The organism is Pseudomonas sp. B21-012, from assembly GCF_024749305.1.
Taxonomy (GTDB): Bacteria; Pseudomonadota; Gammaproteobacteria; order Pseudomonadales; family Pseudomonadaceae; genus Aquipseudomonas.
Genome location: NZ_CP087197.1, coordinates 643,882 through 669,810, shown reverse-complemented (window position 1 = coordinate 669,810; position 25,929 = coordinate 643,882). Strand labels below are relative to the sequence as shown.

At 64.3% G+C, this 25,929-nt stretch carries 18 protein-coding genes; 12 read left to right on the top strand and 6 right to left on the bottom strand.

The annotated features are described in order from the left end of the window. Positions 1-17: 17 nt before the first annotated feature. A complete protein-coding gene (gene pbpC / locus LOY37_RS02945) occupies positions 18-2,372 on the bottom strand; it encodes a peptidoglycan glycosyltransferase PbpC (protein WP_408980685.1) in 2,355 nt (784 codons plus the stop codon). Positions 2,373-2,476: 104 nt separating this feature from the next. On the opposite strand from pbpC, the gene LOY37_RS02940 reads away from it, so the two are divergent. After that, a complete protein-coding gene (locus LOY37_RS02940; protein ID WP_038997361.1) occupies positions 2,477-2,770 on the top strand; it encodes a hypothetical protein in 294 nt (97 codons plus the stop codon). 50 nt (positions 2,771-2,820) lie between these two features. On the opposite strand, the gene LOY37_RS02935 is transcribed toward LOY37_RS02940, so the two are convergent. After that, positions 2,821-7,770, bottom strand: a complete 4,950-nt coding sequence (locus LOY37_RS02935; RefSeq protein WP_258716268.1) for an alpha-2-macroglobulin — start codon at positions 7,768-7,770, stop codon at positions 2,821-2,823. Between the two features lie 147 nt (positions 7,771-7,917). Here LOY37_RS02935 and LOY37_RS02930 point away from each other — a divergent pair, with 147 nt between their 5' ends. Beyond that, on the top strand, positions 7,918-9,261 hold the full coding sequence (locus tag LOY37_RS02930) for an MATE family efflux transporter (protein WP_093376511.1): 1,344 nt from the start codon (positions 7,918-7,920) through the stop codon (positions 9,259-9,261). Between the two features lie 67 nt (positions 9,262-9,328). Here LOY37_RS02930 and speA read toward each other — a convergent pair whose 3' ends face one another. The 4 genes from speA to LOY37_RS02910 form a co-directional block, all read right to left on the bottom strand. After that, positions 9,329-11,242, bottom strand: coding sequence for an arginine decarboxylase (gene speA / locus LOY37_RS02925; RefSeq protein ID WP_045197019.1), 1,914 nt, complete (start codon positions 11,240-11,242; stop codon positions 9,329-9,331). Positions 11,243-11,395: 153 nt separating this feature from the next. Further along, positions 11,396-11,767, bottom strand: coding sequence for a translation initiation factor Sui1 (locus tag LOY37_RS02920; protein ID WP_010221702.1), 372 nt, complete (start codon positions 11,765-11,767; stop codon positions 11,396-11,398). Between the two features lie 194 nt (positions 11,768-11,961). Continuing rightward, positions 11,962-12,498, bottom strand: coding sequence for an NUDIX hydrolase (locus tag LOY37_RS02915; RefSeq protein WP_045197017.1), 537 nt, complete (start codon positions 12,496-12,498; stop codon positions 11,962-11,964). Between the two features lie 3 nt (positions 12,499-12,501). Further along, the gene (locus tag LOY37_RS02910) at positions 12,502-13,575 is read right to left on the bottom strand and encodes a DUF2333 family protein (RefSeq protein WP_045197016.1); all 1,074 of its coding nucleotides are present in this window, start codon (positions 13,573-13,575) and stop codon (positions 12,502-12,504) included. A 283-nt stretch (positions 13,576-13,858) separates the two neighbouring features. On the opposite strand from LOY37_RS02910, the gene LOY37_RS02905 reads away from it, so the two are divergent. The 10 genes from LOY37_RS02905 to fis all read left to right on the top strand — a co-directional run bounded on the left by LOY37_RS02905 (position 13,859) and on the right by fis (position 25,865). Further along, the gene (locus LOY37_RS02905) at positions 13,859-15,475 is read left to right on the top strand and encodes a diguanylate cyclase (protein WP_258716267.1); all 1,617 of its coding nucleotides are present in this window, start codon (positions 13,859-13,861) and stop codon (positions 15,473-15,475) included. Positions 15,476-15,583: 108 nt separating this feature from the next. Further along, on the top strand, positions 15,584-17,545 hold the full coding sequence (locus LOY37_RS02900; protein WP_258716266.1) for a methyl-accepting chemotaxis protein: 1,962 nt from the start codon (positions 15,584-15,586) through the stop codon (positions 17,543-17,545). Between the two features lie 94 nt (positions 17,546-17,639). Continuing rightward, positions 17,640-19,430 (top strand): protein-disulfide reductase DsbD, encoded by a 1,791-nt coding sequence (locus tag LOY37_RS02895; protein ID WP_258717166.1) that lies wholly within the window; start codon positions 17,640-17,642, stop codon positions 19,428-19,430. Positions 19,431-19,601: 171 nt separating this feature from the next. Beyond that, positions 19,602-20,054 (top strand): type II 3-dehydroquinate dehydratase, encoded by a 453-nt coding sequence (aroQ, locus tag LOY37_RS02890; RefSeq protein ID WP_028945755.1) that lies wholly within the window; start codon positions 19,602-19,604, stop codon positions 20,052-20,054. Between the two features lie 98 nt (positions 20,055-20,152). Further along, the gene (gene accB, locus LOY37_RS02885) at positions 20,153-20,611 is read left to right on the top strand and encodes an acetyl-CoA carboxylase biotin carboxyl carrier protein (RefSeq protein WP_093376528.1); all 459 of its coding nucleotides are present in this window, start codon (positions 20,153-20,155) and stop codon (positions 20,609-20,611) included. Positions 20,612-20,628: 17 nt separating this feature from the next. Beyond that, on the top strand, positions 20,629-21,984 hold the full coding sequence (gene accC / locus LOY37_RS02880) for an acetyl-CoA carboxylase biotin carboxylase subunit (RefSeq protein ID WP_045197008.1): 1,356 nt from the start codon (positions 20,629-20,631) through the stop codon (positions 21,982-21,984). Between the two features lie 153 nt (positions 21,985-22,137). Further along, entirely contained in the window at positions 22,138-23,016 is an 879-nt protein-coding gene (gene prmA, locus LOY37_RS02875) for a 50S ribosomal protein L11 methyltransferase (RefSeq protein WP_093376532.1), read from the top strand. Positions 23,017-23,056: 40 nt separating this feature from the next. Next, complete coding sequence (locus tag LOY37_RS02870) at positions 23,057-24,322, top strand: DUF3426 domain-containing protein (RefSeq protein WP_093376537.1); 1,266 nt, start codon at positions 23,057-23,059, stop codon at positions 24,320-24,322. A 212-nt stretch (positions 24,323-24,534) separates the two neighbouring features. Beyond that, on the top strand, positions 24,535-25,548 hold the full coding sequence (dusB, locus tag LOY37_RS02865; RefSeq protein ID WP_258716265.1) for a tRNA dihydrouridine synthase DusB: 1,014 nt from the start codon (positions 24,535-24,537) through the stop codon (positions 25,546-25,548). Beyond that, positions 25,545-25,865: a DNA-binding transcriptional regulator Fis gene (fis, locus tag LOY37_RS02860; protein WP_003186237.1), complete on the top strand. Its 321-nt coding sequence runs from the start codon at positions 25,545-25,547 to the stop codon at positions 25,863-25,865. The genes dusB and fis overlap by 4 nt, the downstream gene beginning before the upstream one ends. The last annotated feature ends 64 nt before the right edge of the window (positions 25,866-25,929 follow it).

Genomic DNA, 25,929 nt, shown 5'->3' with positions numbered 1-25,929 from the left:
TCGTCTAATAGAGAGCGTCAGTCATTGACCTGGAATTCGACCCGGGCGGTTTCGCCGCTTTCATCCAGGGCGCTCAGCTCGAAGCGCCCGGCCTGCTCGAAGCTTGCCGTGAGGTTCTCCTGACCGCTGGTTTCGCCCAGCGGCGCACCGTTGAGGAACCACCAGTGGCGTCCGTTACCGCCAAGGGCCGAGACCTTGAAACGCAATGGTTCGCTGCTGGTGGCCGGGCGGCGTAGCTGATCGCCCTGGCGCACGCCGACAATCGACAGCGGCGGCGCACTGGCCGGCACCTGCGGCGGGCATTGCGGGTCGACCTTGGGCAAGCGCGCCTCGCGGCGTTCCACCCTTGGCAGCCACGGTTCAAGTGGCGACGGCCAGAGGGCGATTTCCCGGGCCTGGGCGCCGGCGCAGGTAGCGTCGACACGCGAGCCCTGATCGTTGACCCAGACCGTCTCGCGCAAGCCGACACTCAAGGGCTGGTCCTGGGCCAGCAGGGTTGGCGGCGTGGTACCGTCCAGGGTCCAGGCAAAACGCTGGCGCCGGCAATTGGGGTCCTGGCGGGCCATGGGTTGGCCGAGCGGCCAGCAGATCGCCGCAACCCCGACGTTGGCCGGCACCGCCGCCAGGGGTGTGGCAATCCCGCGCTGGCTGTCGCGGTTGCTCAGCACATCATGCACCTGCAGCATCAACGGCGCCGCCGAGGCCAGGCCGAACTGGCCGGGCACCGGCGTGCCATCCGGGCGGCCGATCCAGATCCCGATCAGGTAACGCGGGCCGACGCCAATCGACCAGGCATCGCGAAAGCCATAGCTGGTGCCGGTCTTCCACGCCAGTTGCGGGCGCTGCACTAGCTCTGCGTGAGGGTCGCGGTCCGGGCGCGCCTGGCCGCTGAGAATCCGCCGGATAATCCAGGCACTGCCGGGCGACAGCAGGCGTCGCTCAAGCAGCGGGTCATTGGGTTGCAAGCGGATCGGCGCACTCAGGCCATCGCGGGCAAACGCGGCGTAGCCGCCCACCAGATCTTCCAGGCGGCTACCGGCGCCGCCAAGAATCAGCGACAGGTTAGGCTCGGCCAGCGGCGGCAAGATCAACGGCACGCCGCCACTGCGCATCTGCGCGGCAAAGCGTTTCGGCCCGTAGGCTTCAAGCAGTTGCACCGCCGGCAGGTTCAACGACAGGGCCAGCGCGGAACTGGCCGCCACCGGCCCGCTGAAACCCATGGAGAAATTGCCCGGGCGATAGTCGCCGTAGCGGCGCGGCACGTCCTGCAGCAAGGACTCGGAATGGATCAGGCCATCGTCCATGGCCATGCCATAGAGGAACGGCTTGAGGGTCGAGCCGGGGGAACGCAGGGCGCTGATCATGTCGACGTGGCCAAAGCGGCGCTCGTCATTCAGGTCCACCGACCCCAGGTAGGCGCGCACCGCCATGTTCTGCGCCTCGACCACCAGAATCGCCGCCGAGGTCCGCTCGGGCAGGCGCGCACGCCAGCCCAGCAGCAGGTCTTCCAGGCGCCGTTGCAACGAGGCATCGAGGGTGGTGCGAATCAACGGCGGGCTGTGCGGGCGGTTCAGCCGTCGCGCCAATAATGGCGCCAGCGCCGGCTCCTGACGTGGTGCCAGCAACAGCGGTTCCTCTTCTGCTTCGGCGACCCGCTGCTGCGGCCACACCTGGTACTCGGCCAGGCGCTGCAAGACCTTGTCGCGCGCCGCCTGGGCGCGCTCCGGGTGCCGATCCGGGCGCAGGCGGCTGGGCGCCTGGGGCAACACCGCGAGCAAGGCCGCCTCTGAAGGCGTCAGGTGCATCGGCGACTTGCCAAGATAGGCCCAGCTGGCCGCGGCGACACCCTGCAAGGTGCCGCCGAACGGCGCACGGTTGAGGTAGATTTCGAGGATCTGCGCCTTCGACAGGTGCCACTCCAGTTGCGCGGTACGCCACAGCTGGCGCAGCTTGCCGGGCAGCGTGCGCGAGTGTGGGTCGAGCAGGCGCGCGACCTGCATCGACAGGGTGCTACCACCAGACAGCACCCGGCCACCGCGCAGGTTCTGCCAGGCCGCGCGGCCCAGGGCCAGCGGGTTGACACCGGGGTGGTGGTAGAACCAGCGGTCCTCGTAGGTCAGCAACGCCTCCAGGTAATAAGGCGAAACCTGCTCGGCAGTAACCGGATAGCGCCACACCCCGTCGGCATCGGCAAAGCGCCACAGCGGTGTGCCGTCTTCGGCCAGGACCACCCGGGCGAGGTCATCGGCCGGCATCGGCAACGGCCAGATGCGGTCGGCAAGCCATAGCACGGCAATCAACAGCAAGGGGATGGCGAACAGCAAGCCCAGGGGTTTTCTGATTGCGCCACGCAGGCGAGCTAAGATGTGCATCAGGCCCTCCTGGCGTAGCAGCTACGCAGGGAACCGACCCGGCCCTGGCATGGCCAAAGGCTTGGCAACGGCGCATTCGCCGAATTGATCATCAGGAAGCAACTATGCATGTAGAAGGTTTTTTCGAGTGGCTCGGCCAGGCGCTGGGGGCGGTGATCCGGTTTATCGTCGACGGCCTGAGCGGGTTGTTCAACCTGCTGGCCAACGCCGGTGGCAATTTCATCGAGGGCCTGTCACGCACCCTGGGCATGGACACTTCGCTGGTCAGCATCCTCGCCCTGATCATCGGCCTGATGTTGCTGTACTCGGCGATCCGCGCCTTCATGCGCGCCTCGATCATACTCGGCATCATCTGGCTGGTGCTGGGTTTGTGGGTGCTGAGCTGGATCATTCACTGAGCAATTAGAACCTGTGGGAGCGGAGTCACCCGCTCCCACAAATCCCTGAGTCAGCGACCTTTGACCACCAGCTCGGCAGGCGACTCGCCCACCGCGTTGTAGTTCGGCCGGTACATCGACTCGACCTGCGGCGGCGGTACCTTGTAGGTCCCTGGGGTTACCGCGCGGGCCAGGTACAGCAGGTGGGTGGTGGAGTACTGGTCGATACTCAGCGCCGCCACGTAGCGGTCATCACGAAACTCCTGATGCACGACCGCGGCGTTCTGCATCGACTCGCGCCATTGCTTCACTGCACTGCTGGCGTTCTCAAGGCTTGCCGCGCTTTGCGCCAGGTTCTGGTTTTCCAGCTCCAGGCCCGCCGGCAGCAGGTCGACCACCAGCGCGTCCGGCACCTGGGTATTGGCCGTCACCGCCAGGTGCACCAGCACCAGGTCACCGCTCTTGAGCGCCTTGATGTCCAGGGCCTGGCCATTCATGCCAAGGAACTCGCGGCGGATGGTCATGCCGCTGCCGCGGGCAACCGGGGCCTGGCGCGGATAACCGGACAGGGTCAGTTGCTGGAACAGCGTCTCGCTGCCTTCGTTCTGGATGGTCAGCGGCGAGGCCAGCAGCGGGCCTTCGAGTTTCATCCCCGATTGCTCGTTGTTGAATTCGCGCACTTCACCGGCGCTGTCCAGGCGTGCCGACCAGTTGCCTTCAGGCTTGCGCAGCAGGCCACGACCGGCAAGGTACAGCGCGTTGCGCTCCTGGGTCGACAGCCAGCGGTTACCCGCCATCTGGTCGGAGAGCTCGAACAGCCGTGCATCGAGCTTGTCGCTGGCCAGGTTGTTCTCGGTCAGCAACGACAGGATCAGCGCCTGGTCACGCACCGGGCTGCCGTAGTCGGCCAGCCAGCTGTTCTCGCTACGGGTGACCGCCAGGCCAGCCTGCAGCGCCTGTTGCGCACGCGGCTTGTCGCCCATCTTGTCGAGGGCGATGGCCAGTTGCACCAGCGGCAAGCCGGAGCGCGCATCGCTGCGCCGCTCGAACAGGCTGCGCAGGGCGCCCAGCGGCGCTTGCTGGGTACGCGCCAGCACCAGAGCAGCATAGGACTGCACGGCAAAGCGGCTGTGCTCGGCGTTCTGGCTGTAGCTGATCTCGATCAGGTTGCGCTCCTGCAGGTAGCGCAGCAGGCGCTCGCTGGCTTTTTTCAGGGCCTCGGGCGGCACGGCATAACCTTGCTCGCGAGCACGCAGGAGGAAGTCGGTGACATAGGCGGTCAGCCAGTACTCTTCCTCGTCGTCAGCGCTCCACAGGCCAAAGCTGCCGTTGTAGCGCTGCATGCCCAGCAGGTGCTCGATGCCCATCTCGATCTTGCGCTTGCGCACGTCCGCCGGCTCACCCTTGATGCCCAGGCGCTTGAGCGTCGCGGCATCGGCGTACAGCGACGGGTACAGGCCACTGGTGGTCTGTTCCAGGCAGCCGTACGGGTAGGCTTCGAGGGCGCGGATCTGCTCGGCCAGGTTCAGCGGCGGGCGGCTCGACAATGCCAGCGAGGCCTCGAGGCCCACCGGCTCGAACAGCGCCAGGTCAGCTTCCGGCAGGGTCCAGGGCTGGTCTTTGAGGGCGACACGATAATGCTGCAGCATTGCCGGGTAGGCCGGACGAATGCCCAGGGTCCAGTCGCGGCTGAAGGCCGTGGCCGACTCGCCTGGCAGTTGCAGCCCTTGCACCTCGACCTTGACCTTGCCCTGGCCCAGGCCACCGCTGGCCTGAACCGGCACCAGCAGGGTGACACGCTTGCCTTCGGTGAGGCTCAGGGTTTGTTCGGCGGCGCCGAGCAGATTCAGCTGGCCTTCGGTGCTCAGGCGCACGGTCAGGTTCTGTGCCTTGCCCGACAGGTTGGAGAGATCCAGGGCCAGGGTCGTGCGGTCGCCGCCGGCGAGGAAGCGCGGCGCCGAAAGCTCGGCAATCAACGGCGCGGCGACCACGGTCTTGCCTTCGGCCATGCCGTAGCGCTCGTCGGTCCAGGCCTGGGCCATCAGCCGCAGCTCACCGTTGAAATCAGGGATATCGACCGTCGCTTCACCTTCACCCTTGTCATTGAGGGTTACCGGGGCGCTTTGCTTGGCAACAATGGTCACCGTGGTGTTCGGGCGCTTGCCGCCCTTGGCCATGGCCGCGTCACCACCGAAGGCCAGGCTGGCCAGACGGCCCTGCCCGGCTTCGATCAACTGGCCATAGATATCCAGTTGGTCAGCACCATAGGCCTTGCGGCCAAACATGCCGGTGAACGGGTCGGGGGTTTCGAACTCGGTGATGTTGAGGATGCCCACGTCCACCGCTGCCAGCAGTACATGCACCTGTTTGGGCACGCTGCCGTCGGCGTTGCGCGCTTGCACCTTGACGGTCAGCGGCTGCTTGGGACGCATTTTTTCCGGGGCATTGAGGGTTACCGCCAGCTTGCGCTCGTGGCGATCCAGCGGCAGGTGCAGCACACCCACGGCACGTTTCGGCGTGGCATTGACCTTGCGCTCGCCCGGGCGAATCACCAGGGCGCTGACATACAGGTCATGGCGCGCCCACTTCGGATCGAGCTTGACGGCAAAGCTCTTGCCTTCGGCCGGTACATCGATTTCTTCCCACCACAGCGGGCCTTCGCTGGACTCGACCATCAAGTAGCCGTTGCCTGCGGCAGGCGGAGTGACGGTGATATTGGCGGTGGCGCCATCGGCATACGACGGTTTGTCCAGGGCCAGTTTGACCTGGTCCGGACGTACGGCGCCGCCGTCGGCGTTGTCCTGGGCACGGTAGCCGGCCCAGAAACGCCCGCTCGACACCAGGCCGGTCTGCGGGTCTTCGACCTCGACGCGGTACGGGCCCCAATCAACCAGGAAGTTGACCCGGGCGGTGGAGCCGGCCTTGACGTTGACCGTCTCTTCGCTCTGGATGAGGAATTTCTCGTTGTAGTTGTAGCTCCAGCCGTCGCTCTGCGAGTAGTTCCAGTAGTAGTCGCGACGCTCGCGGACCAGGCGCACCTTGAGGTTGTTGACCGCCAGCTTGTTGCCTTGCGGATCGGCCACCAGCACTTCGAACTCCACCGGGCCTTCGCCATCGGTTTCTTCACCCTCGAACAGACCGCGCAAGCCAGGCAGGCGCCCGGCCGGCCAGATCGGTTGCTCAAGGCGGCGGGTGATCGGCCGGCCACCGGACTCCTGCAGGCTGGCCTGCACGGTCAGTTGCAGCGGCGAACGGGCTTCGGACCATTTGCTTTCGATGTTCAGGGTGGTCTTGCCGTTGCTGTCCAGGTTGACTTCGTCCAGCTCCAGGTCCTGGCTCAGTTCCTCTTCAGTGATCGAACCGAACTGATAGCCCGGCAGTGCCGGCACCGCTTCACGCAGCGGGCGCACATAGGCCTGGCCGCTCAGGCGATTGCCCGAAGCCGGGGCGCCGTACAGGTAGCGACCGTTGACCTTGATCTGCGCAGTCTGGTCCGGGCTCAGCGGCTTGTCACTGCCCTTGAGTTCCAGGGCCAGACGCTCGGGCAGGAAATCTTCGACAAGGAACTCGAACACCTGCTTCTTGCCGCCGCCGAGGTCGAACAGCAACTGCCAGCGCCCGGTCGGCGCTTCATCGGCCAGTTGCAGCTGATACTGATAGAAGCCATTGGCATCGGCTTCCCAGACGAACTTGCGGCTGATCTGCTCATCCGGACGGCGCACTTCCACCGTCACCGGTTGCGGCTTGAGCGGGCGGCCATCCTGGTCACGCAACAGGCCGTTGAGCAGCACGGTTTCACCCGGGCGATAAAGGTCGCGCGGGCCGAACACGAAGAACTGCAGCGGGTTGGCCTGGGGGCCGGTGATGTCGAATTCGGCCAGGTCCAGGGCAGCGCTATTGAGGCGCAGCATGGTGGTGTGCACGCCCTGGTGGGCCAGCAGGGTTTCGGCCTTGGGTGGCGTCGGCAACTGGGCATGGCCGTCGCTGTCGGTCTTGGCCTGGGCCAGCACGCGGCCTTCGCCGTCGAGCAGTTCCAACTCGACACCGCTCAGCGCCTTGCCACCTTCCAGGCCTTGGGTGAAGACATCCAGGCGGTTCTGGTAACGGTGCGCCGAGACGCCGATGTCACTGAGGGTGAACAGCGTCGCCGGTTGCGTGTAGTCGTAGGTTCCGGAGGCGCGCATTACCGCCAGGTACACGCCTGGCTCTTGCAGCGGCTTGATGCCGGCAATCGGCAGCAGCACGGTTTCGCGGGTGTTCTTCGCCGGGTTGAGGTCGAAGCGGCCGCTGTAGACCAGCTCGGTCATGTCCAGGATTTCTTTGGACGTGTAGTAGTACAGGCTGCTGTTGCGGCCCCAGGTGGCGAGGAACGGCGACAGTTTGTCCGACTTGATGCGGAAGAACTCGACATCGACCTTGTTGACGTTCAAGGCGATCACCGGCAGGCCTTCGGCCAGTCGCGTCGGCAGCAGCGAGCCACGGCTGGCGAAGCCGATGGTCGATTGCATGTCGCGGGTTTCCAGGCGGCTGATCGACTCGGCGGGCAGGCGCTTGCCATTGACCGCGAGCAGCCCGGCGTCGATGGTCAGCACCAGCTTGCGCTGGGGCTCCAGGTGGCGCAGGCGCAGCTCCATCTTGTTGGCAGAAAGCTCCCAGGCGCCGTCGACCTTGCCTTTGACGGTATCGACCAGGTGCACCTTGTCAGCGAAGTTCTGCTGGTCATCCAGCGGCACCGAGAAGGTCAGGGCCAGGGCGCTGGCGCCATCGACCTGCACTTCCGAGACATCCACCACGCTCAGCTCGCGACCGGCATAACGCTTGGCCAGGGTCGCGGCATCGTCCTTGGCTGCAGCGGGCTTGGTCGCGTCTGCGGGTGCAGCCGGGGCGGCCGGGGCCGGGGCTGCGGGTTGGTCCTGGGTCTGCGCAGGCGGGGCCGCGGGGGCCGGTTTGTCCGGGGCAGACGAATCGCAGGCACTGAGCAAGGCCAGCGCGCAGGCCAGCAACAATCCTTTGTTGAGCATGGGAGTAGTAACTCTCGGGCAGCGGAATCTTAGGGGTGCACTATATATCAACCGCGCCGCAACAGTGATGCGGCGAGCGGATGTGAGACCGCCTTCGCACGATTTGGTGCCCGCAGCGGCTACAATGCCGGCTTGCCAGGAGCTTTCATGTCCCGTTTGCTGACCGACTGGCGCGACCGCCCGACCCATATCAAGGTCTGGGCGCTGGCCGCGCCGATGATACTTTCGAACATTTCCGTACCGCTGGTGGCCCTGGTCGACAGCGCCGTGATTGGCCACCTGCCCCATGCTCATCAGCTCGGTGCGGTGGCGGTGGGCGCCAGCCTGTACACCTTCCTGGCCTGGGTGATGGGCTTTCTGCGCATGGGCTCGACCGGTTTCGCCGCCCAGGCGGCGGGTCGTGCCGACGGCGCAGCACTGCGCCAGGTGTTGCTCCAGGGCCTGTTGCTGGCGCTGTTTTTCGCCCTGCTGCTGGGTGTTCTGGCCCTGCCGTTCAGCCACCTGGCGCTGCAACTTATGCAGCCCTCGGCAGCGCTGGAGCAGTCGACCCACGACTTCTTCCAGACCCGCCTGCTTGGCCTGCCGGCGGCGCTGGCCAGCTTCGCCCTGGTCGGCTGGTTCCTCGGCACCCAGAACGCCAGGGCGCCGCTGGCGATCCTGCTGACCACCAACCTGCTCAACATCGCCCTCAACCTGTGGTTCGTGCTCGGCCTGGACTGGGGCGTGATCGGTTCGGCGCGGGCCTCGGTGATTGCCGAATGGAGCGCCGCCCTGCTCGGCCTGGCCCTGACCCGCCCGGCCCTGCGCGCTTACCCCGGGCAGATCGCCTGGGCACTGCTGGCACGCTGGCAGAGCTGGCGGCCGCTGCTGAGCGTCAACCGCGACATCTTCATCCGCAGCCTGGCGCTGCAAGCGGTGTTCTTCCTGATTACCGTGCAAGGCGCACGCCTGGGTGAAGCGACCGTGGCAGCCAATGCCTTGCTGCTCAATGGCCTGCTGCTCACCGCCTACGCCCTTGATGGCCTGGCCCATGCGGTCGAAGCGCTGTGCGGGCACGCCATCGGCGCTGGCGATCGCCAGGCGCTGCGCCGCTCACTGACCGTCGCCTGCGGCTGGTCGCTGCTGGCCAGCAGCGGCTTTGCCGTGTTGTTTTTGCTCGGTGGGCATCTGTTCATCAACATGCAGACCGACATCGCCAATGTGCGCGAAACCGCCTACCAGTACTTGCCGTACCTGGCCTTGCTGCCGTTGATCGCGGTGTGGAGCTATCTGCTCGATGGCTTGTTCATCGGCGCCACGCGGGCGCGGGAGATGCGCAACGGCATGCTGCTCAGCGTGCTCATCGCCCTGCCGGTTGCCTATCTGGCTCGCGATCTGGGCAACCACGGCCTGTGGCTGGGCTTTCTGCTGTTCATGGCCTTGCGCGGGGTAACGCTGGGGGTGATGGGCTGGCGGTTGCAGCGGCGGGATGGGTGGTTTGTGCGTCGGTAGTTGAAAGCATCGCGGGTCAAGTCGGGTCGACGCGCAGCCAGCGACTGCACGCGACCCGCACCACTGATCAGCTCGACAGGTACGACGAACGAGTCAGGCCCAGACGCAGGGCGTCGAGGAACTGGGTCTTCTCACGGGCGGTGATCTTGGCGCTGGCGCACTTGTCGCGGTAGTGAGTCATCAACTCCTCCGGCGACAGGTGCACGTAGCGCAGCATGTCTTCGATGGTGTCATGGGTCTCGATACCGGCGTGGTACACGCTGCCGTTCGGGTTCTGGTAGATGTTCACCGAGTCGGTATCACCGAACAGGTTGTGCATGTCACCGAGGATTTCCTGATAGGCACCGACCAGGAAGATACCCAGCAGGTAGTCTTCACCTTCGTTGATCGCGTGCACCGGCAGGCTGGTCTCGATGCTCTGCTCGTCGACGTACTGGTTGATCTTGCCGTCCGAGTCGCAGGTCAGGTCTTGCAGCACGGCGCGGCGCAGCGGCTCTTCGTCGAGGCGATGCAGCGGCAGGATCGGCAGGACCTGGCCAATGGCCCAGGTGTCCGGCAGGCTCTGGAACACCGAGAAGTTGCAGATGTACTTGTCGGCCAGCTTGTCGTTGAGTTCGTCGAGCACCTGGCGGTGCGAGCGTTGGCGGGCCTTGAGCGAGTTGTGCAGGCGCCGGCAGACGGCAAAGTAGCACTGCTCGGCCAGGGCTTTCTCGGCCAGGGTGATCTTGCCGTCGGCATACTGGGCGGCCACATCGCTCATGTAGTGAGTGGCGCGCCAGTAGGTTTCGGTGACCATCTCGATATCGGTCGGGCCGAGCAAGTCGGCCAGCCACTGCACGGTCTCGGGCAGGCTTTCCTTGTTCTCGATCAGCGGCACTTCGTCGTTGTGCTTCTCGACGTCGGTCACCTGCACCACCAGCACGGCGTGGTGCGCGGTCAGCGAGCGGCCGCTCTCCGAGAAGATATGCGGATGCGGCAAGCCCTGGGCATCGCAGAACTCCTTGAGCATGCCGACCACGACACCGGCGTAGTCATCCATGTCGTAGTTGATCGAACTGGCGTTGCGCGAGTGGGTGCCGTCGTAGTCCACACCCAGGCCGCCGCCGACGTCGATGTGATCGACCGGCAGGCCCAGCGCGCGCAGCTCGCCGTAGTAACGGATGGCTTCCTTGAAACCGTGCTGGTAGTCGGCCAGGTTGGCGATCTGCGAGCCCATGTGAAAGTGCAGCAGGCGGATGCCCTGGTCCAGGCCGGCATCGCGAAAACGCTGCACCACCGAGATCAGTTGCGCCGCCGACAGGCCGAACTTGGACTTCTCGCCACCGGTATCGGCCCACTTGCTCGAGGCCAGCGACGACAGGCGAACGCGCAGGCCAACTTGCGGCTTGACCTTGAGCTCGGCGGCTTCTTCGATCACCAGGGCCACTTCCGACTCTTTCTCGATGACGATAAAGACGTTGTGGCCGAGTTTCTGGCCCATCAGTGCCAGGCGGATGAACTCGCGGTCCTTGTAACCGTTGCAGACGATGGTGCCGCCTTTCGGTGCCAGCGCCAGCACGGCCAGCAGCTCAGGCTTGGAGCCGGCTTCAAGGCCAATGGAAACGTTCTGGGTGGCGATGATGTTTTCCACCACCGCTTCTTGCTGGTTAACCTTGATCGGGTACAGCGCAGTGTACTGGCTCTGGTATTCCAGGCGCGCGATGTTGGCGTCAAAAGCGCCAGTCAGCTGGCGCACGCGGTCCTGGAGGATGTCCGGGAAACGTACCAGCAGCGGCAGCGACAGGCCGCTCTTGCGCAGTTCGTCGACCTGTTCGAACAGGTCGATCGGCGCGCTGCCAGGCCCGTTCGGGCGGACTTCGACGCGCCCGGCCTCGTTGATTGCGAAGTAGCCGGCCCCCCAATGGCGAATGCCGTAAACACTGCGGCTGTCCGCAACTGTCCATTGGCTGCCATCGTCTTTGCGTGTGCGTCGTACGGACATTGAAGTCCCCTATATAGAAAGTCGAAAAACACCGGCCTGCATGGGGCGGGCGCAGTGTAAAACCTGAAAGTGACGATTATCCGTGTTCAGGGATAGACCCTTCCTACGGGAACGAGTTTAGAAAGCGAATTGCAAAAAATCGCGATGCAGTCTTCAGCCGCCGGACTTTTTCGCTTTGAAGCCCTGTTTGATCAGTTCGGCCAGCAGCAGCTCGACATGATCGCCCTGGATTTCGATGACCCCGTCTTTCAACGCGCCGCCGGTTCCGCAGCGGCGCTTGAGCGTGCTGGCCAGATCCTTGAGCTGTTCCAGGGGCAGCGGCACGCCGCTGATGGTCGTCACCGTCTTGCCGCCACGGCCCTTGCTTTCGCGACGCACGCGAGCAATGCCATCGCCTTCGGGGATGAGCGTCTGTTTGCAGATGCAGGCATCTATGGGTTTGCTGCAGTCCGGGCAATGCCGGCCTGCATCAGTGGAGAACACCAGGCCACCGAGGGCGGCGAATGATGCGGCTTTCTTGGCCACTTTTGATCCTCTACGGTGAGGATAAAAACTGGTCGACGCCCCTGGCGGGGTACCGACCGCGAAGCCCCACTCTGGCAGGGGCAGCGCAACTGCCGCATGAAGCGTGCGGCAGCCTTTAAAGGCCGCGCAGTGTAACGATAAAAGTCGCGAATGCTAAGTACAAAACTGCGCCATTTTGCATGTGTTTAGCGACGTCAGGCTCGACGGTCGAGGTAGCGCCGCAAGGCAGCCAGTGAATCGGGGCAATATGGCTGTTGCTGGCTGTCGGCCAGGGCCTGCTCGACGGCGATGAAGCGTGCCTCGCTGACCTCTTCGGGCTGCAGGCGCAAAGGCCCGTCCCAGACCGCCGAGAACACCGCGCACCAGAGCCGGTTGCCGGTCTGGTCGAAGAAAAAACATTCATGCGCGGTGAGTTCGACCCCACCGACCCCCAGCTCTTCTTCCAGTTCGCGGGCCGCCGATTCGGCATAGCTCTCATCGGCCTGGACCATGCCACCGGCGGCGACATCCCAGTACCCGGGGTAAATCGCCTTGCTCTGGGTGCGCCGGTGCACGCACAGCTGGCCAGCGGAATTAAACAAGAGAATGTAGGTGCCGCGGCCAATCAGCCCGCGCTCGCGCAGCTCGGCGCGGGCCACGGCGCCGAGCAGGCGGTCGCTTTCATCGACCCAGGCAATCAGTTCGCGGTCGGAGGCGGCGCGGTGCGCTGCCTCCTGCTCGGAGATCGACACCGATCAGCCCTGAGTCAGCAGTTGACGCAGGTCGATGACGGCAGCGTTGGCCCGCGAGATGTAGTTGGCCATGACCAGCGAGTGGTTGGCCCACATGCCAAAGCCGCTGCCATTGAGCACCATCGGGCTCCACAGCGGCTCCTGCGAGGCTTCCAGCTCACGGATGATCTGCCGTACGCTGACCGTAGCGTTCTTCTTCGCCAGCACATCGGCGAAGTCGACCTCAATGGCGCGCAGCAGATGCGACAGCGCCCAGGCCTGGCCGCGGGCTTCGTAGAACACGTTGTCGATCTGCAGCCACGGGGTTTCGACCACTTCTTCGTCAAGCTGCGGCACCTGGCCCGGCAGCACCGACTCGGTCTTCAGGGTGCTGTTGAGCTTGACCCGGCCGACACTTGCCGACAGGCGCTGCGACAGCGAACCCAGGCGGGTGGCGACGTCGCCCAGCCAGTTGTTGAGGTTGTCGGCGCGGGTGTAGAACAGCGCGCCCTGCTGATCCGGCGAGGCCAGGCGGTTCTGGTAACGGGTCAGCGAGTTGATGCCTTCCTGGAACTCCGATTCGCTCGACGGCAGGATCCAGCTCTTGTTGTCGAAGTTGAAGCGCGGCTCGGCCTTGGCCAGGTCAGCGTCTTCGGTGGACTGCGACTGCGAGCGGGCAAAGTCCTTGCGCAGGGCGCGGCTCAGGTCACGCACCTGGACCAGCACGCCGTACTCCCAGCTGGGCATGTTGTCCATCCACAGGCCAGGCGGGAAGCGGTCGTTGGAAATATAGCCGCCGGGCTTGTTGAGCAGGGTGCCGGCCACGGTCTTGAGGGTTTCGATGGTGGTATAGCCGACGACCATCTGCTTGCCGGTTTTCTCGGCGGCCGCCTGGGCGTTCTGCTGCACCGGGAACAGGTCGGGCTCGGCGCTCCAGTACCAGCCCAGGCCCACGCACACCAGCAGGTACAGGCCGATCAGCGAGCCCAGGGCGCGGCTGAAGAACAACCCGCCAAAATAACTGCGGGTGGCAGCGGTGCGCGGTTCGACCCGCTCACGCGCCTCGGCTTTGCCTGTACGGTTTTTCCAGTCCAGCATGGCGTTGTCCTTTCAGTCACGTCGGTTCAAGGGGTTCGACCGCAACCCCCGGGCTTCGTGCCAGCGCGATGGGCTTTTAATGCCGCGCGCCACCTGCCGGGGTCGGCAAGTATCGCTGCACTATAAATCAAGCACGGCGCTTCGCATAAGCGACTATTGGGTCAGCAAATGAATAAACGGACTTGTACAGTTAATTGATACAAGGCACTCGATTGCCGGGAAAGTGGTGCTAGCATAGAGCCATCACTCGAACTCAGCCTCACCCCTTATAAGTAGTCAGGACATGACCGAGCCAGAAGACCCCAATCGTGAGCGCCTCAAGCAACACTTTGCCCAGCGGGTCATTCATCAGGCCCGGCAAATCCTCGAGATCTGGCAGCGCCTGCAGCGCAGCGAGTGGTCGACTGGCGACCTGGGTGAGCTGTGCGAAGCCAACCTGCGCCTGCAACGCTATGCCGAGCGCTTCGAGCAGCCCGAGCACAGCCAGCTGGCCGAGGCCATCGGCCATGCCCTGGAGGCGGTCGAAGCCAACAGCGCGCGCCTGAGCAGCCAGCTGATCAGCGACCTCAACCGGCTGATGCAACGTTTGTCGCGCACCGGCCTGCGCCAGGGCGACCAACTTGAGCAAGTGCCGCTGCCGCCGCTGCGCAAGCCGGTGTACATCATGCTCCAGGACCACGACCGCGCCGAGCGTCTGGCCCAGCAACTGGAATTCTTCGGCCTCGGTGTACAGGCCTTGAACAGCGCCGCCGCGTTCCAGGCGACCATGAGCGAACGGCTGCCCTCGGCAATCGTCATGGACGTCGACTTCACCGGCCCCGGTGTCGGCCTGCAACTGGCCGCCCAGGCCCAGCAGGGCCTGGAGCAGCGGGTGCCGTTGCTGTTCTTCAGCCTGCACGAAACCGACACGCCGACGCGCCTGGCCGCCGTGCGCGCCGGTGGCCAGGAGTTCCTTACCGGCACCCTGGAAGCCTCGAGCCTGCTGGAAAAGGTCGAGCTGCTGACCAGCGTCACCCAGTACGAACCGTTCAAGGTGCTGATCATCGACGACTCGCGGGCCCAGGCCCTGCACACCGAGCGCCTGCTCAACAGCGCCGGGATCGTCACCCGCACCCTGATCGACCCGATTCAGACCATGGCCGAGCTTGCCGACTTCCAGCCCGACCTGATCATCCTCGACATGTACATGCCGGCCTGCACCGGCACCGAGCTTGCCAAGGTGATCCGCCACAACGACCGTTATGTCAGCGTGCCGATCATCTACCTGTCGGCCGAGGACGATCTGGACAAACAGCTCGACGCCATGAGCGAGGGCGGTGATGACTTTTTGACCAAGCCGATCCGCTCGCGGCACCTGATCACCACCGTGCGCAACCGCGCGGCCCGGGCGCGCAACCTCAAGGCGCGGATGGTGCGCGACAGCCTCACCGGGCTGTACAACCACACCCATATCCTGCAATTGCTCGAAGACTGCAGCTTCCGTGCGCGCCGCGAAGCGCAGCCACTGAGCTTCGCCATGCTCGACATCGACCACTTCAAGAAGGTCAACGACAGCCACGGCCACCCCATGGGCGACCGGGTGATCAAGAGCCTGGCGCTGTTCCTCAAGCAGCGCCTGCGCAAGACCGACTTCATTGGCCGCTACGGCGGTGAAGAATTTGCCATCGTCATGCCCAACACCGACCTGGGCTCGGCGCACAAGGTGCTCGACGAAATTCGCCGGCGCTTTGCCGAGATCCATTACCCGGCCCAGCCGCGCGACTTGTCCTGCACCTTCAGTGCCGGCGTGGTGCAACTGAGCGAAGGCCTGGACGCCCTGAGCATGGCCACCTCCGCCGACGAGGCGCTGTACCGCGCCAAGGGTGCCGGGCGCAACTGCGTGCAACGGGTCGAAGCATAAAGGCAAAGTGCCAGTTTTTTTCACCGGACCGCCCGCTTCGTCATAACCCGGTCATAAAAACGCAATAACTTCAGGCGCTTACCATTCGGCCGTTGGTAGACACCGGACATGCGCCTGAAGCTGCTCACCAATTTCAATACCCTGTTGCTGGTTACCGTGTGCATCGCCCTGGGCGCGACCCTGTGGTGGTCGCAGCGCGCCCTGGAGCGCCCCTATTTATTAATGGAGCGCTATCTGTCGCTGTCGCAGCAATTCCAGAACCAGGCGGCGCGCAATATCCAGGACTACCTGAGCAGCGGCGACGCCCTGCGCCATGCCACGGCGCTGCAGACCACCGCCGCCCTGCAGGGTGAACTGGAGCAACTGCCGGCAGAGCTTGCCGAGCGCCTGCGCCCGAGCCTGGACAATCTGCAGCGCTTCACCGCCAACGAGTTGCTGGGCGCCGGCAAGCTGGCCGGCGACCCGCAGGCCCTGTTGCTGCAGGCCGAACGCGAGCTGGGCGCGAGCCTCGAGCAACTGGCCAACTATGCGCAGAGCAGCACCAGCAGCGATGCCGGGGGTTATGCCCCGGCGCTGTTCAAGGCCTCCCTGCACCTGTCGCGGCTATCCCTGGCGCGGGACAAACTGGTCAGCAGCGGCCGCAGCGAACTGGCCGAGGAAGTCGAGCGCGAACTTGCGCAGATCGCCGCCCAGGCGCAGTTACTCGAACAATTGCCGCTGCTGGGGGTGACCGCCAGTAGCGCTTCGAGCGCCGACGACTTTGCTGCGCTGATGGGCCTGGAGACCCAGGCCAGCACAGCAACCGAAGACACCGGGGTGGCGCTCAAGCGCGAACTCAACAGCCTGATCAAGCGCTACCCCGGCGAGCTGCAGCGCACCCGCGAGCAGATCCAGCAACGCAGCGCCCTGGCCAGCAGCACCTTCGAGCGCATCGGCGCCGTGCAGCAGGCCATCGCCGAGCTCGAACCCAGTGTGCGTAGCCAGCATGCCGCCATCCAGGGCGAAGTGCGGGTGATTCAGGGCCTGATGATCGGTTTGATCCTGCTGATCGCCCTGCTTATCGACACCCTGCAGCGGCGCCTGGCGCGGGTGCTGACCAACCTCGCGCCGGCACTCTCGCGCTGGGCCGAGGGCGACTTCAGCCAGGCCATTGCCCTGGGCCGCAGCAACCGTGAAATGCATGATATCCAGGACTCGCTCAACCGCCTGCGGGTCTACCTGGTCGAGCTGGTCGGCACCCTCCGCCACAACGCCGAGCAGGTCGCTGGCAGCAGCCACGCCCTGGCCGACATGAGCAGCGCCCTGCACGACGGCGCCGAACGCCAGGCCGGCGACACCGCGCAAATCCGTGATGCCCTCGGCGAGCTGGAGGCGACCATCCTCCAGGTCGCCGGCGACGCCAGCCAGGCGGCCGACGCCAGCCACGACGCCGGGCGTGCGGTCGAGCAAGGCCAGGCAGTGATAGGCCAGAGCCTGACCGGGCTGCGGGCGCTGGTCGACGAAGTACAGGGCAACGCGCAGATGATCGAACAACTGGCCGAGGAATCGGCGACCATCGGCGGCGTGCTGACGGTGATCCGCTCGATTGCCGAGCAGACCAACCTGCTGGCCCTCAATGCCGCGATCGAAGCGGCGCGGGCCGGGGAAATGGGCCGTGGCTTTGCCGTGGTTGCCGAAGAAGTACGCTCCCTGGCCCTGCGCACTACCGGCGCTACCGGTGAGATCCAGACCTTGATCGGGCGCCTGCAGCAGGCGGCCCGCGAATCGGTTGAAGGCATGCGCGCGCAGCTCGAACATGCCGAGGCCACCGCTGACCAGGCCCAGGCGGCGGATGGCGCGCTGGATGAAATTGTCGCGGCAATCCAGACCATCTCGGCCACAGCGGTACGGATTGCCGATGTCACCGCCCAGCAGAGCGGCGCGGTGAGCGAGATTCGTGACCACAGCGAGCGGATTCATGGCTTGGGTGAAGACAACTTGCAACGTATTGGTGAAGGGCGTGAGCAGGGTGAGCAGTTGCTTCGCCTGGGTGGCGAGTTGAATACGGCGGTGCGGGCCTTTCGCCTGTGAGGATGTGTCGCGGCGATCCGACTTGACCCGCGATGAAGGCAACAGGGCTGCAAAGTCCGTTATCATGCAGGCACTTTTGTACTGCGAGACCGCCATGCGCCGCCTGCTTTGCCTCCTGTTTCTGCTCCTGGCCTTGCCCGCCGTCGGCGCCGGCCTGCTCGACAATCGCCCCAGCGCCACCCTGGGCGCCGCGTCGCTGAACAACAGCAGCGACTTTCTGCCAGTGCACGAAGCCTTCAAGCTGAGCCTGGTCGAGGATCAAGGGCAAAGCCTGAAACTGCGCTTCGTCGCCGCCGACGGTTACTACCTGTACCGCCACCGCTTCCAGTTTCGCAGCGAGCCTGCCGACATAGCCCTGGGCACGGCGCAGATCCCCCCGGGTGAAGCCAAGCACGATGAGTTCTTCGGCGACGTCGAGGTCTATCACGGCATCCTCGACATCGAAATCCCCCGCCCGGCCAACGAACAACGCCCCTTCACCTTGCTGGTGGGCTACCAGGGCTGCGCCGACAAGGGCCTGTGCTACCCGCCGGAAACCGCACGCCTGAGCATCGATGGCATCACCAGCAGTGCGCCGCCAGCTACCACCACGGTCGCCAAGGCCGGCTGGGACTGGCAAGGCCTGCTGCTGTTCTTCCTCGCCGGCGTCGGCCTGACCTTCACCCCGTGTGTGCTGCCGATGCTGCCGATCCTCTCTGGCGTGGTGTTGCGCGGCCAGGTCGGTGGCGTACGCGGTTTTGCCCTGTCGCTGGCCTATGTGCTGCCGATGGCTGCCTGCTTTGCCCTGCTCGGCGCGCTGATGGGCCTGTTCGGTGCCGGCCTCAACCTGCAGGCACGCTTGCAGTCGGCCTGGGTGCTGGTGCCGTTTGCGCTGTTCTTCGTGCTGTTTGCCCTGGCCATGTTCGGCCTGTTCGAACTCAAATTGCCGCATGCCATCAGTAGTCGCCTGGAACGTCTGGTCGGCCAGACCAAGGGCGGATCGCTGATGGGTGCGGCGATCCTCGGGGTGTTCTCCAGCCTGCTGGTATCGCCGTGCGTGTCGGCGCCACTGGCCGGCGCCCTGCTGTATATCAGCGCCAGCGGCGATGCCCTGGGGGGTGCATTGAAGCTGTTCGCCCTGGGCCTGGGCATGGGCGCGCCACTGCTGCTGATCGCTACCGGCGGTGCGGCCTGGCTGCCGAAAAGCGGGCCATGGCTGGTAACGGTGAAAAACGCCATCGGCGTGCTGTTGCTGGGCCTGGCCATTGGCCTGCTCAACCGCGTGCTGCCGGGGCAGGTCACGCTGCTGCTGGTCGGCCTGCTGGCCGCCGGTACCGCGGTGTTCCTTGGCGCCCTGGAGTTCACGGTGAAAACCACCCGGCAGCGCCTGGCGCAGCTGCTCGGCCTGGCCCTGCTGTTCTATGGGTTGACCTGCTGGTACGGCGCCTTGAGCGGGCAGACCGACCCGCTGCGCCCGCTGCCTCAAGCCAGTAACGCCAGTACTGGTGCAAGCGCCCAGGCCAGCAGCGCCAGCGCCTGGCAGACCCTCACCACCCCGGCGGCGCTGGACAGCGCCCTGGCCGCCGCCAAGGCCGCCGGCCAGCCGGTGCTGCTGGACTGGTACGCCGACTGGTGCATCAGCTGCAAAGTGATCGAGCACGAAGTACTCAATGCTCCGGCGGTGCAGCCGCAGCTCAAGGATTACAAGCTGTTGCGCTTCGATATTACCGAGAGCAACGCCGAACAGCGCGCCCTGCTCGACCGCTACCAGCTGTTCGGCCCGCCAGCGCTGTTGTTCTTTGCCGCGAACGGCAGCGAAATCACCGCCGATCGTGTGGTTGGCGAGATAAACGCCGGCGAATTTGCCGAGCATCTGACGCGCATTCGCGCCGATCTGGGTCTATAACTTCTTCGGGCCGCTAAAAAGCCGCTTTCGATGACCGAAATTAATAAATTAGTCACATATTTAGCGTGAATATCGGTCATCGTGCTGGCTATTGCTGGTAACTGGACAGTGCCCGCCGGTTTACGGCATAGTCGCCGCGCAAAGTTTCCTAACGATAAAAAGGAACCACAGATGGCAACGCTACTGGTGCTGCACGGCCCCAACCTGAACCTGCTCGGCACCCGCGAACCGGGCGTCTATGGCGCCGTGACCCTGGCCCAGATCAACCAGGACCTGGAGCAGCGCGCCCGCGCCGCCGGCCATCATCTGCAATACCTGCAAAGCAACGCCGAGTACGAATTGATCGACCGCATTCATGCCGCGCGCAGCGAAGGTGTGGACTTCATCCTGATCAATCCGGCGGCTTTCACACATACAAGTGTCGCATTACGTGACGCGTTGCTGGCGGTGAGCATCCCATTCATCGAAGTGCATCTGTCCAACGTGCACAAACGCGAACCTTTTCGCCATCACTCCTACTTCTCTGATGTCGCCGTAGGAGTGATTTGCGGCCTGGGTGCCAGCGGTTATCGCCTGGCCCTGGAGTCTGCCCTGGAACACCTGGCTGCTAACGCAAAGCCCTGATGACGAGAACCTGGCCTATGGGCCGGGGCTCACAAGAAACGTTTGCTAACACGTTTTTATATTTACGCCCCTGACCGAACCTTGGGAGTTGATGATTAATGGATATCCGTAAAGTCAAGAAACTGATCGAACTGCTGGAAGAATCTGGCATCGACGAGCTGGAGATCAAGGAAGGCGAGGAATCCGTACGGATCAGCCGCCACAGCAAGACTCCAGCCCAGCAGTACTACGCTCCGGCTCCAGTCGCCGCTCCTGTTGCCGCACCAGCCGCCGCCCCGGCCGCTGCCGCCGCTCCAGCCGAAGCTGCCGCACCAAAACTGAACGGCACCGTTGCCCGTTCGCCAATGGTCGGTACCTTCTACCGCAAAGCCTCGCCTGCCTCGCCAGCCTTCGTTGAAGTCGGCCAGACCGTGAAGAAAGGCGACACCCTGTGCATCGTCGAAGCCATGAAGATGATGAACCACATCGAAGCTGAAACCAGCGGTGTGATCGAATCCATCCTGGTAGAAGACGGTCAGCCGGTTGAGTTCGACCAGCCGCTGTTCACCATCGTTTGAACCGCGGAGAGCCAACGATGTCTGCGAAGCTGGAAAAAGTCCTGATTGCCAACCGCGGGGAAATTGCCCTGCGGATCCTGCGTGCCTGCAAAGAGCTGGGCATCAAGACCGTCGCCGTACACTCCACGGCTGACCGCGAACTGATGCACCTGGGCCTGGCAGACGAGTCGGTCTGCATCGGTCCTGCTTCGGCCAGCCAGTCCTACCTGCACATCCCGGCCATCATCGCCGCGGCTGAAGTGACCGGCGCTACCGCCATTCACCCAGGCTACGGTTTCCTCGCGGAAAACGCCGATTTCGCCGAGCAGGTCGAGAACTCCGGTTTTGCCTTCATTGGCCCCAAAGCCGACACCATTCGCCTGATGGGCGACAAGGTTTCGGCCAAGGACGCGATGATCAAGACTGGCGTTCCGACCGTGCCAGGTTCCGACGGCCCGCTGCCGGAAGACGAAGAAGAAGCCCTGCGCATCGGCCGTGAAGTCGGCTACCCGGTGATCATCAAGGCCGCCGGTGGCGGTGGTGGTCGCGGCATGCGCGTGGTGCACAAGGAAGAGGACCTGATCGCCTCGGCCAAGCTGACCCGCACCGAAGCTGGCGCAGCCTTCGGCAACCCGATGGTCTACCTCGAGAAGTTCCTGACCAACCCACGTCACGTGGAAGTCCAGGTCCTGTCCGACGGCCAGGGTAACGCCGTGCACCTGGGTGACCGCGACTGCTCGCTGCAGCGCCGCCACCAGAAGGTACTGGAAGAAGCGCCGGCACCGGGCATCGATGAAAAAGCCCGCCAGGAAGTCTACAAGCGCTGTGTCGATGCCTGCATCGAGATCGGCTACCGTGGCGCCGGCACCTTCGAGTTCCTCTACGAGAACGGTCGTTTCTACTTCATCGAAATGAACACCCGTGTTCAGGTGGAGCACCCGGTTTCGGAGATGGTCACCGGTATCGACATCGTCAAGGAGATGCTCAGCATCGCCGCTGGCAACAAGCTGTCGTTCACCCAGGATGACGTGGTGATTCGCGGTCACTCGCTGGAGTGCCGGATCAACGCCGAAGACCCGAAGAAGTTCATCCCGAGCCCAGGCACGGTCAAGCATTTCCACGCCCCGGGTGGCAACGGCGTTCGCGTCGATTCGCACCTGTACAGCGGTTACGCAGTTCCACCGAACTACGACTCGCTGATCGGCAAGCTGATCACCTACGGCAAGGACCGCGACGAAGCCATGGCACGCATGCGCAATGCCCTGGACGAGATCGTCGTCGACGGCATCAAGACCAACATCCCGCTGCACCGCGACCTGGTGCGTGATGAAGGTTTCTGCAAAGGCGGCGTCAACATTCACTACCTGGAACACAAACTGGCTAGCCAGGAGTGATTCACCAGTGATGTAAAAAAGACCCCGGTCCCGTGACCGGGGTCTTTTTTTGGGGCTCCCACAGGGTTCCCACAAACCCCTCGCACTCAAGTAAACTGGCGGGCTTCTCGCAGCCTCGGGCTGCCCCTGTAGATTTTTCCAAAGGTGCCCGCCATGCCTTGGCTGCAAGTACGTCTGGCCATCAGCCCGGAACAAGCCGAAACCTATGAAGATGCCCTGCTCGAAGTAGGCGCCGTTTCGGTCACCTTCATGGATGCCGAAGATCAGCCGATCTTCGAACCGGACCTCAACACCACCCCGCTGTGGTCGCATACCCACCTGCTGGCACTGTTCGAAGCCGATACCGACGCCAGCGCGGTGTTCGCCCACCTGCAGTTGCTGACCAGCGCCGAACTGCCGGAGCACCAGGCCGAAGTCATCGAAGACCAGGATTGGGAACGCAGCTGGATGGACAACTTCCAGCCGATGCGTTTCGGCCAGCGCCTGTGGATCGTGCCAAGCTGGCACGCGGCACCGGAGCCTGAGGCGGTCAACCTGCTGCTCGACCCGGGCCTGGCCTTCGGCACCGGCACCCACCCGACCACCGCACTGTGCCTGGAATGGCTCGACGGCCAGGACCTGAAAGACACCCAGGTGCTCGACTTCGGTTGCGGCTCGGGCATCCTCGCCATCGCCGCGCTGCTGCTCGGTGCCCGTGAAGCGGTCGGTACCGACATCGACGTGCAGGCCCTGGAAGCCTCGCGCGACAACGCCGGACGCAATGGCATCGCCGACGAGAAATTCGCCCTGTACCTGCCCGAGCACATGCCGGCCATGCAGGCCGACGTACTGGTCGCCAACATCCTCGCCGGCCCGCTGGTCTCGCTGGCCCCGCAACTGTCCGGGCTGGTACGTCCGGGTGGCCTGCTGGCGCTGTCGGGGATTCTCGCCGAGCAGGGTGATGAAGTTGCCGCGGCCTACGCCAAGGACTTCGACCTCGACCCGATCGCCGTACGCGATGGCTGGGTACGCATCAGTGGTCGCCGCCGCTAAGTGCGCCTAGAATAACCTTCTGCATAACCCGGACCGCCGCATGACCGACAGTTTCGTCACCCAGTGCCCGCATTGCCAGACCAGCTTTCGCGTCAGCCACAATCAGTTGAGCGTGGCCCGCGGCATGGTGCGTTGCGGCGCCTGCCTGCAAGTGTTCAACGCCGCCCGGCAACTGCTGGAGCAAAGCGCGGCGCAGAACCCGCCTGCAGCGCCGGTGCCGGTCGAGCCAGTGGCGGAGCCCGCAAAAGCACCGAACCAGCACGAGTGGAGCGCCGCCGAGCTGGACCTCGACCAGCTCGACCTCGATCAGGAGCTGGCGCGCCTGGAACAGCGCGAAATCCAGCCGACCACCGAGTTCAAGGCCGCTGCACCACGCGAAGAGAGCCTCAGCGCGCACCGCGACAGCCCCGAGCAAGACGACCAGCACTGGCCCGACAGCCTGTTCAGCAGCCCGGCCGCCGAGCGCGAGCAACTCAGTGCCGAGCTCGACGCGCCGCAACCGCCGCTGATCGAGCAGGAAGCCCTGGACCTCGCGCCGGCACCCGGCGAGCGTACCGAGCCGTCGCTGTCGCTGGATGCCATCGATGACGACCTCGACGCCCCGCTGGCACCTGCCGCTGCGCTACGCGCCGATGATGACGAACTGCCCGGCGAGCGTCTGTCGGCGCGCGAGCCTGAGGACCCTCTGGACAGCCCCGAACCCGAGTTCGACGAGCGCCGCGAACCGGGCCTGGGCCCGGTCAGCAACCGCCCGGCGCGCAAGGAGCCGCTGCTCGACCTGGTCGACGATCCGATCCAGCTCGACTGGCAGAAGCCCAAGGTCAACTGGGCCCGGCGCCTGCTGTGGATCCTGTTGATTTTGCTGGCCGCTGCGGCCCTGGCCGGCCAATACATCTGGTACCAGTTCGACGAACTGGCCCGCCAGGACCGCTACCGCCCGTGGTTCCAGGCGGTCTGTCCGACCGTCGGTTGCCAGGTGCCGTCGCGGGTCGATATCGCCCGGATCAAGAGCAGTAACCTGGTGGTGCGCAGCCACCCGGACTTCAACGGCGCCTTGATCGTCGATGCGATCATCTACAACCGGGCGCCCTTCGCCCAGCCGTTCCCGCTGTTGGAGCTGCGCTTTGCCGACCTCAATGGCCAGTTGATCGCCAGCCGCCGCTTCAAGCCCACCGAGTACCTCAGCGGTGAACTGGCCGGCAAGGGCGAAATGCCCAGCCAGACGCCGATCCACATCGCCCTGGACATCCTTGATCCGGGCCCCAAGGCGGTCAACTACAGCCTGTCGTTTCGGTCGCCGGAATAGTCGGCGAGCGGCAAGCCGTAAGCTTCAAGCCGCAAGTGAAAACGGATCAGCGTACGGGTCTGCTTTTTCTTGTGGCTTGAAGCTTGCAGCTTGAAGCTCAAAGCCAACTGTTCAGATTTTATCCAAATCGATCTTTATCCGGTCACCGAGAGCGGGTATCATGCCAACCCTTTTTCGAACTCTAAGATCGGCCCCCACAACAGGGAACTCCTATGTCGGCGGTACGCATCGGCCCATACACACTGCAGAACGCCCTGATCCTCGCGCCCATGGCCGGGGTCACGGACCAGCCCTTTCGTCAGTTGTGCCGACGAATGGGTGCAGGCCTGGTGGTGTCGGAGATGGTCAGCAGCGACATGAGCCTGTGGAACAGCCGCAAGTCGCGCCTGCGCATGGTTCACGAAGGTGATCCCGAGCCGCGCTCGGTACAGATCGCCGGCGGTGACGCGCAGATGCTCGCAGCGGCGGCCCGGGCCAACGTCGAGGCCGGCGCGCAGATTATCGACATCAACATGGGCTGCCCGGCAAAAAAAGTCTGCAACAAGGCCGCAGGCTCTGCTTTATTGAAAGATGAAGCCCTGGTCAGCGAAATCCTCCACGCGGTGGTTGCCGCCGTGGACGTGCCGGTCACGCTGAAGATCCGCACTGGCTGGGACAGGGCCAACAAGAACGGCCTGACTGTGGCGAGGATCGCCGAGCAGGCCGGGATCCAGGCACTGGCGGTACATGGACGCACACGCGCCGACCTCTACACCGGTGAAGCCGAATACGACACCATCGCGGCGATCAAGCAGGCGGTGTCGATCCCGGTTTTTGCCAATGGCGATATCACTTCGCCAGAAAAAGCCCGGGCGGTGCTGGATGCCACCGGTGCCGACGGTCTGCTGATTGGCCGGGCTGCCCAAGGGCGGCCATGGATCTTTCGCGAGATCGAGCATTACCTGCGTACCGGCGAAAAACTGCCGGCACCGCAGCTGGACGAAGTGGAACGAATTCTGCTGGAGCACCTGACCGCGTTGCACGCCTTCTATGGCGATGTGATGGGCGTACGTATCGCCCGCAAGCACGTTGGTTGGTACCTGGCAACGCTACCGGGCGCCAAGGAGTTTCGCGCCCAGTTCAACCGTTTGGAAGACACGCAAGCGCAGTGCGCCAACGTTCGCGGCTTCTTCAGCGAGCGTGAACAGAGCCTTGAGACAGAGGACGGACAAGGGGTGGCCGCATGACGATGATGACCGAGACTTTAGTGAGTGGAACAACGCCCGTGAGCGACAACGTCAACCTGAAACAGCACCTGAATACGCCGAGCGAAGAGGGTCAGACCCTTCGCGGCAGTGTGGAAAAGGCGCTGCACAACTATTTCGCCCATCTGGAGGGCGCGGCCGTCACGGACGTGTACAACCTGGTGCTCTCGGAAGTCGAAGCGCCGTTGCTCGAAAGCGTAATGAACTACGTCAAGGGCAACCAGACCAAGGCCAGCGAGCTGCTCGGGCTCAACCGCGGCACCTTGCGCAAGAAACTCAAGCAGTACGATTTGTTGTAAGCAAGCATCCAAACCAGAAAAGGCGGCTCCCATTCGATGAGGTCGCCTTTTTTGCTGACTCCAC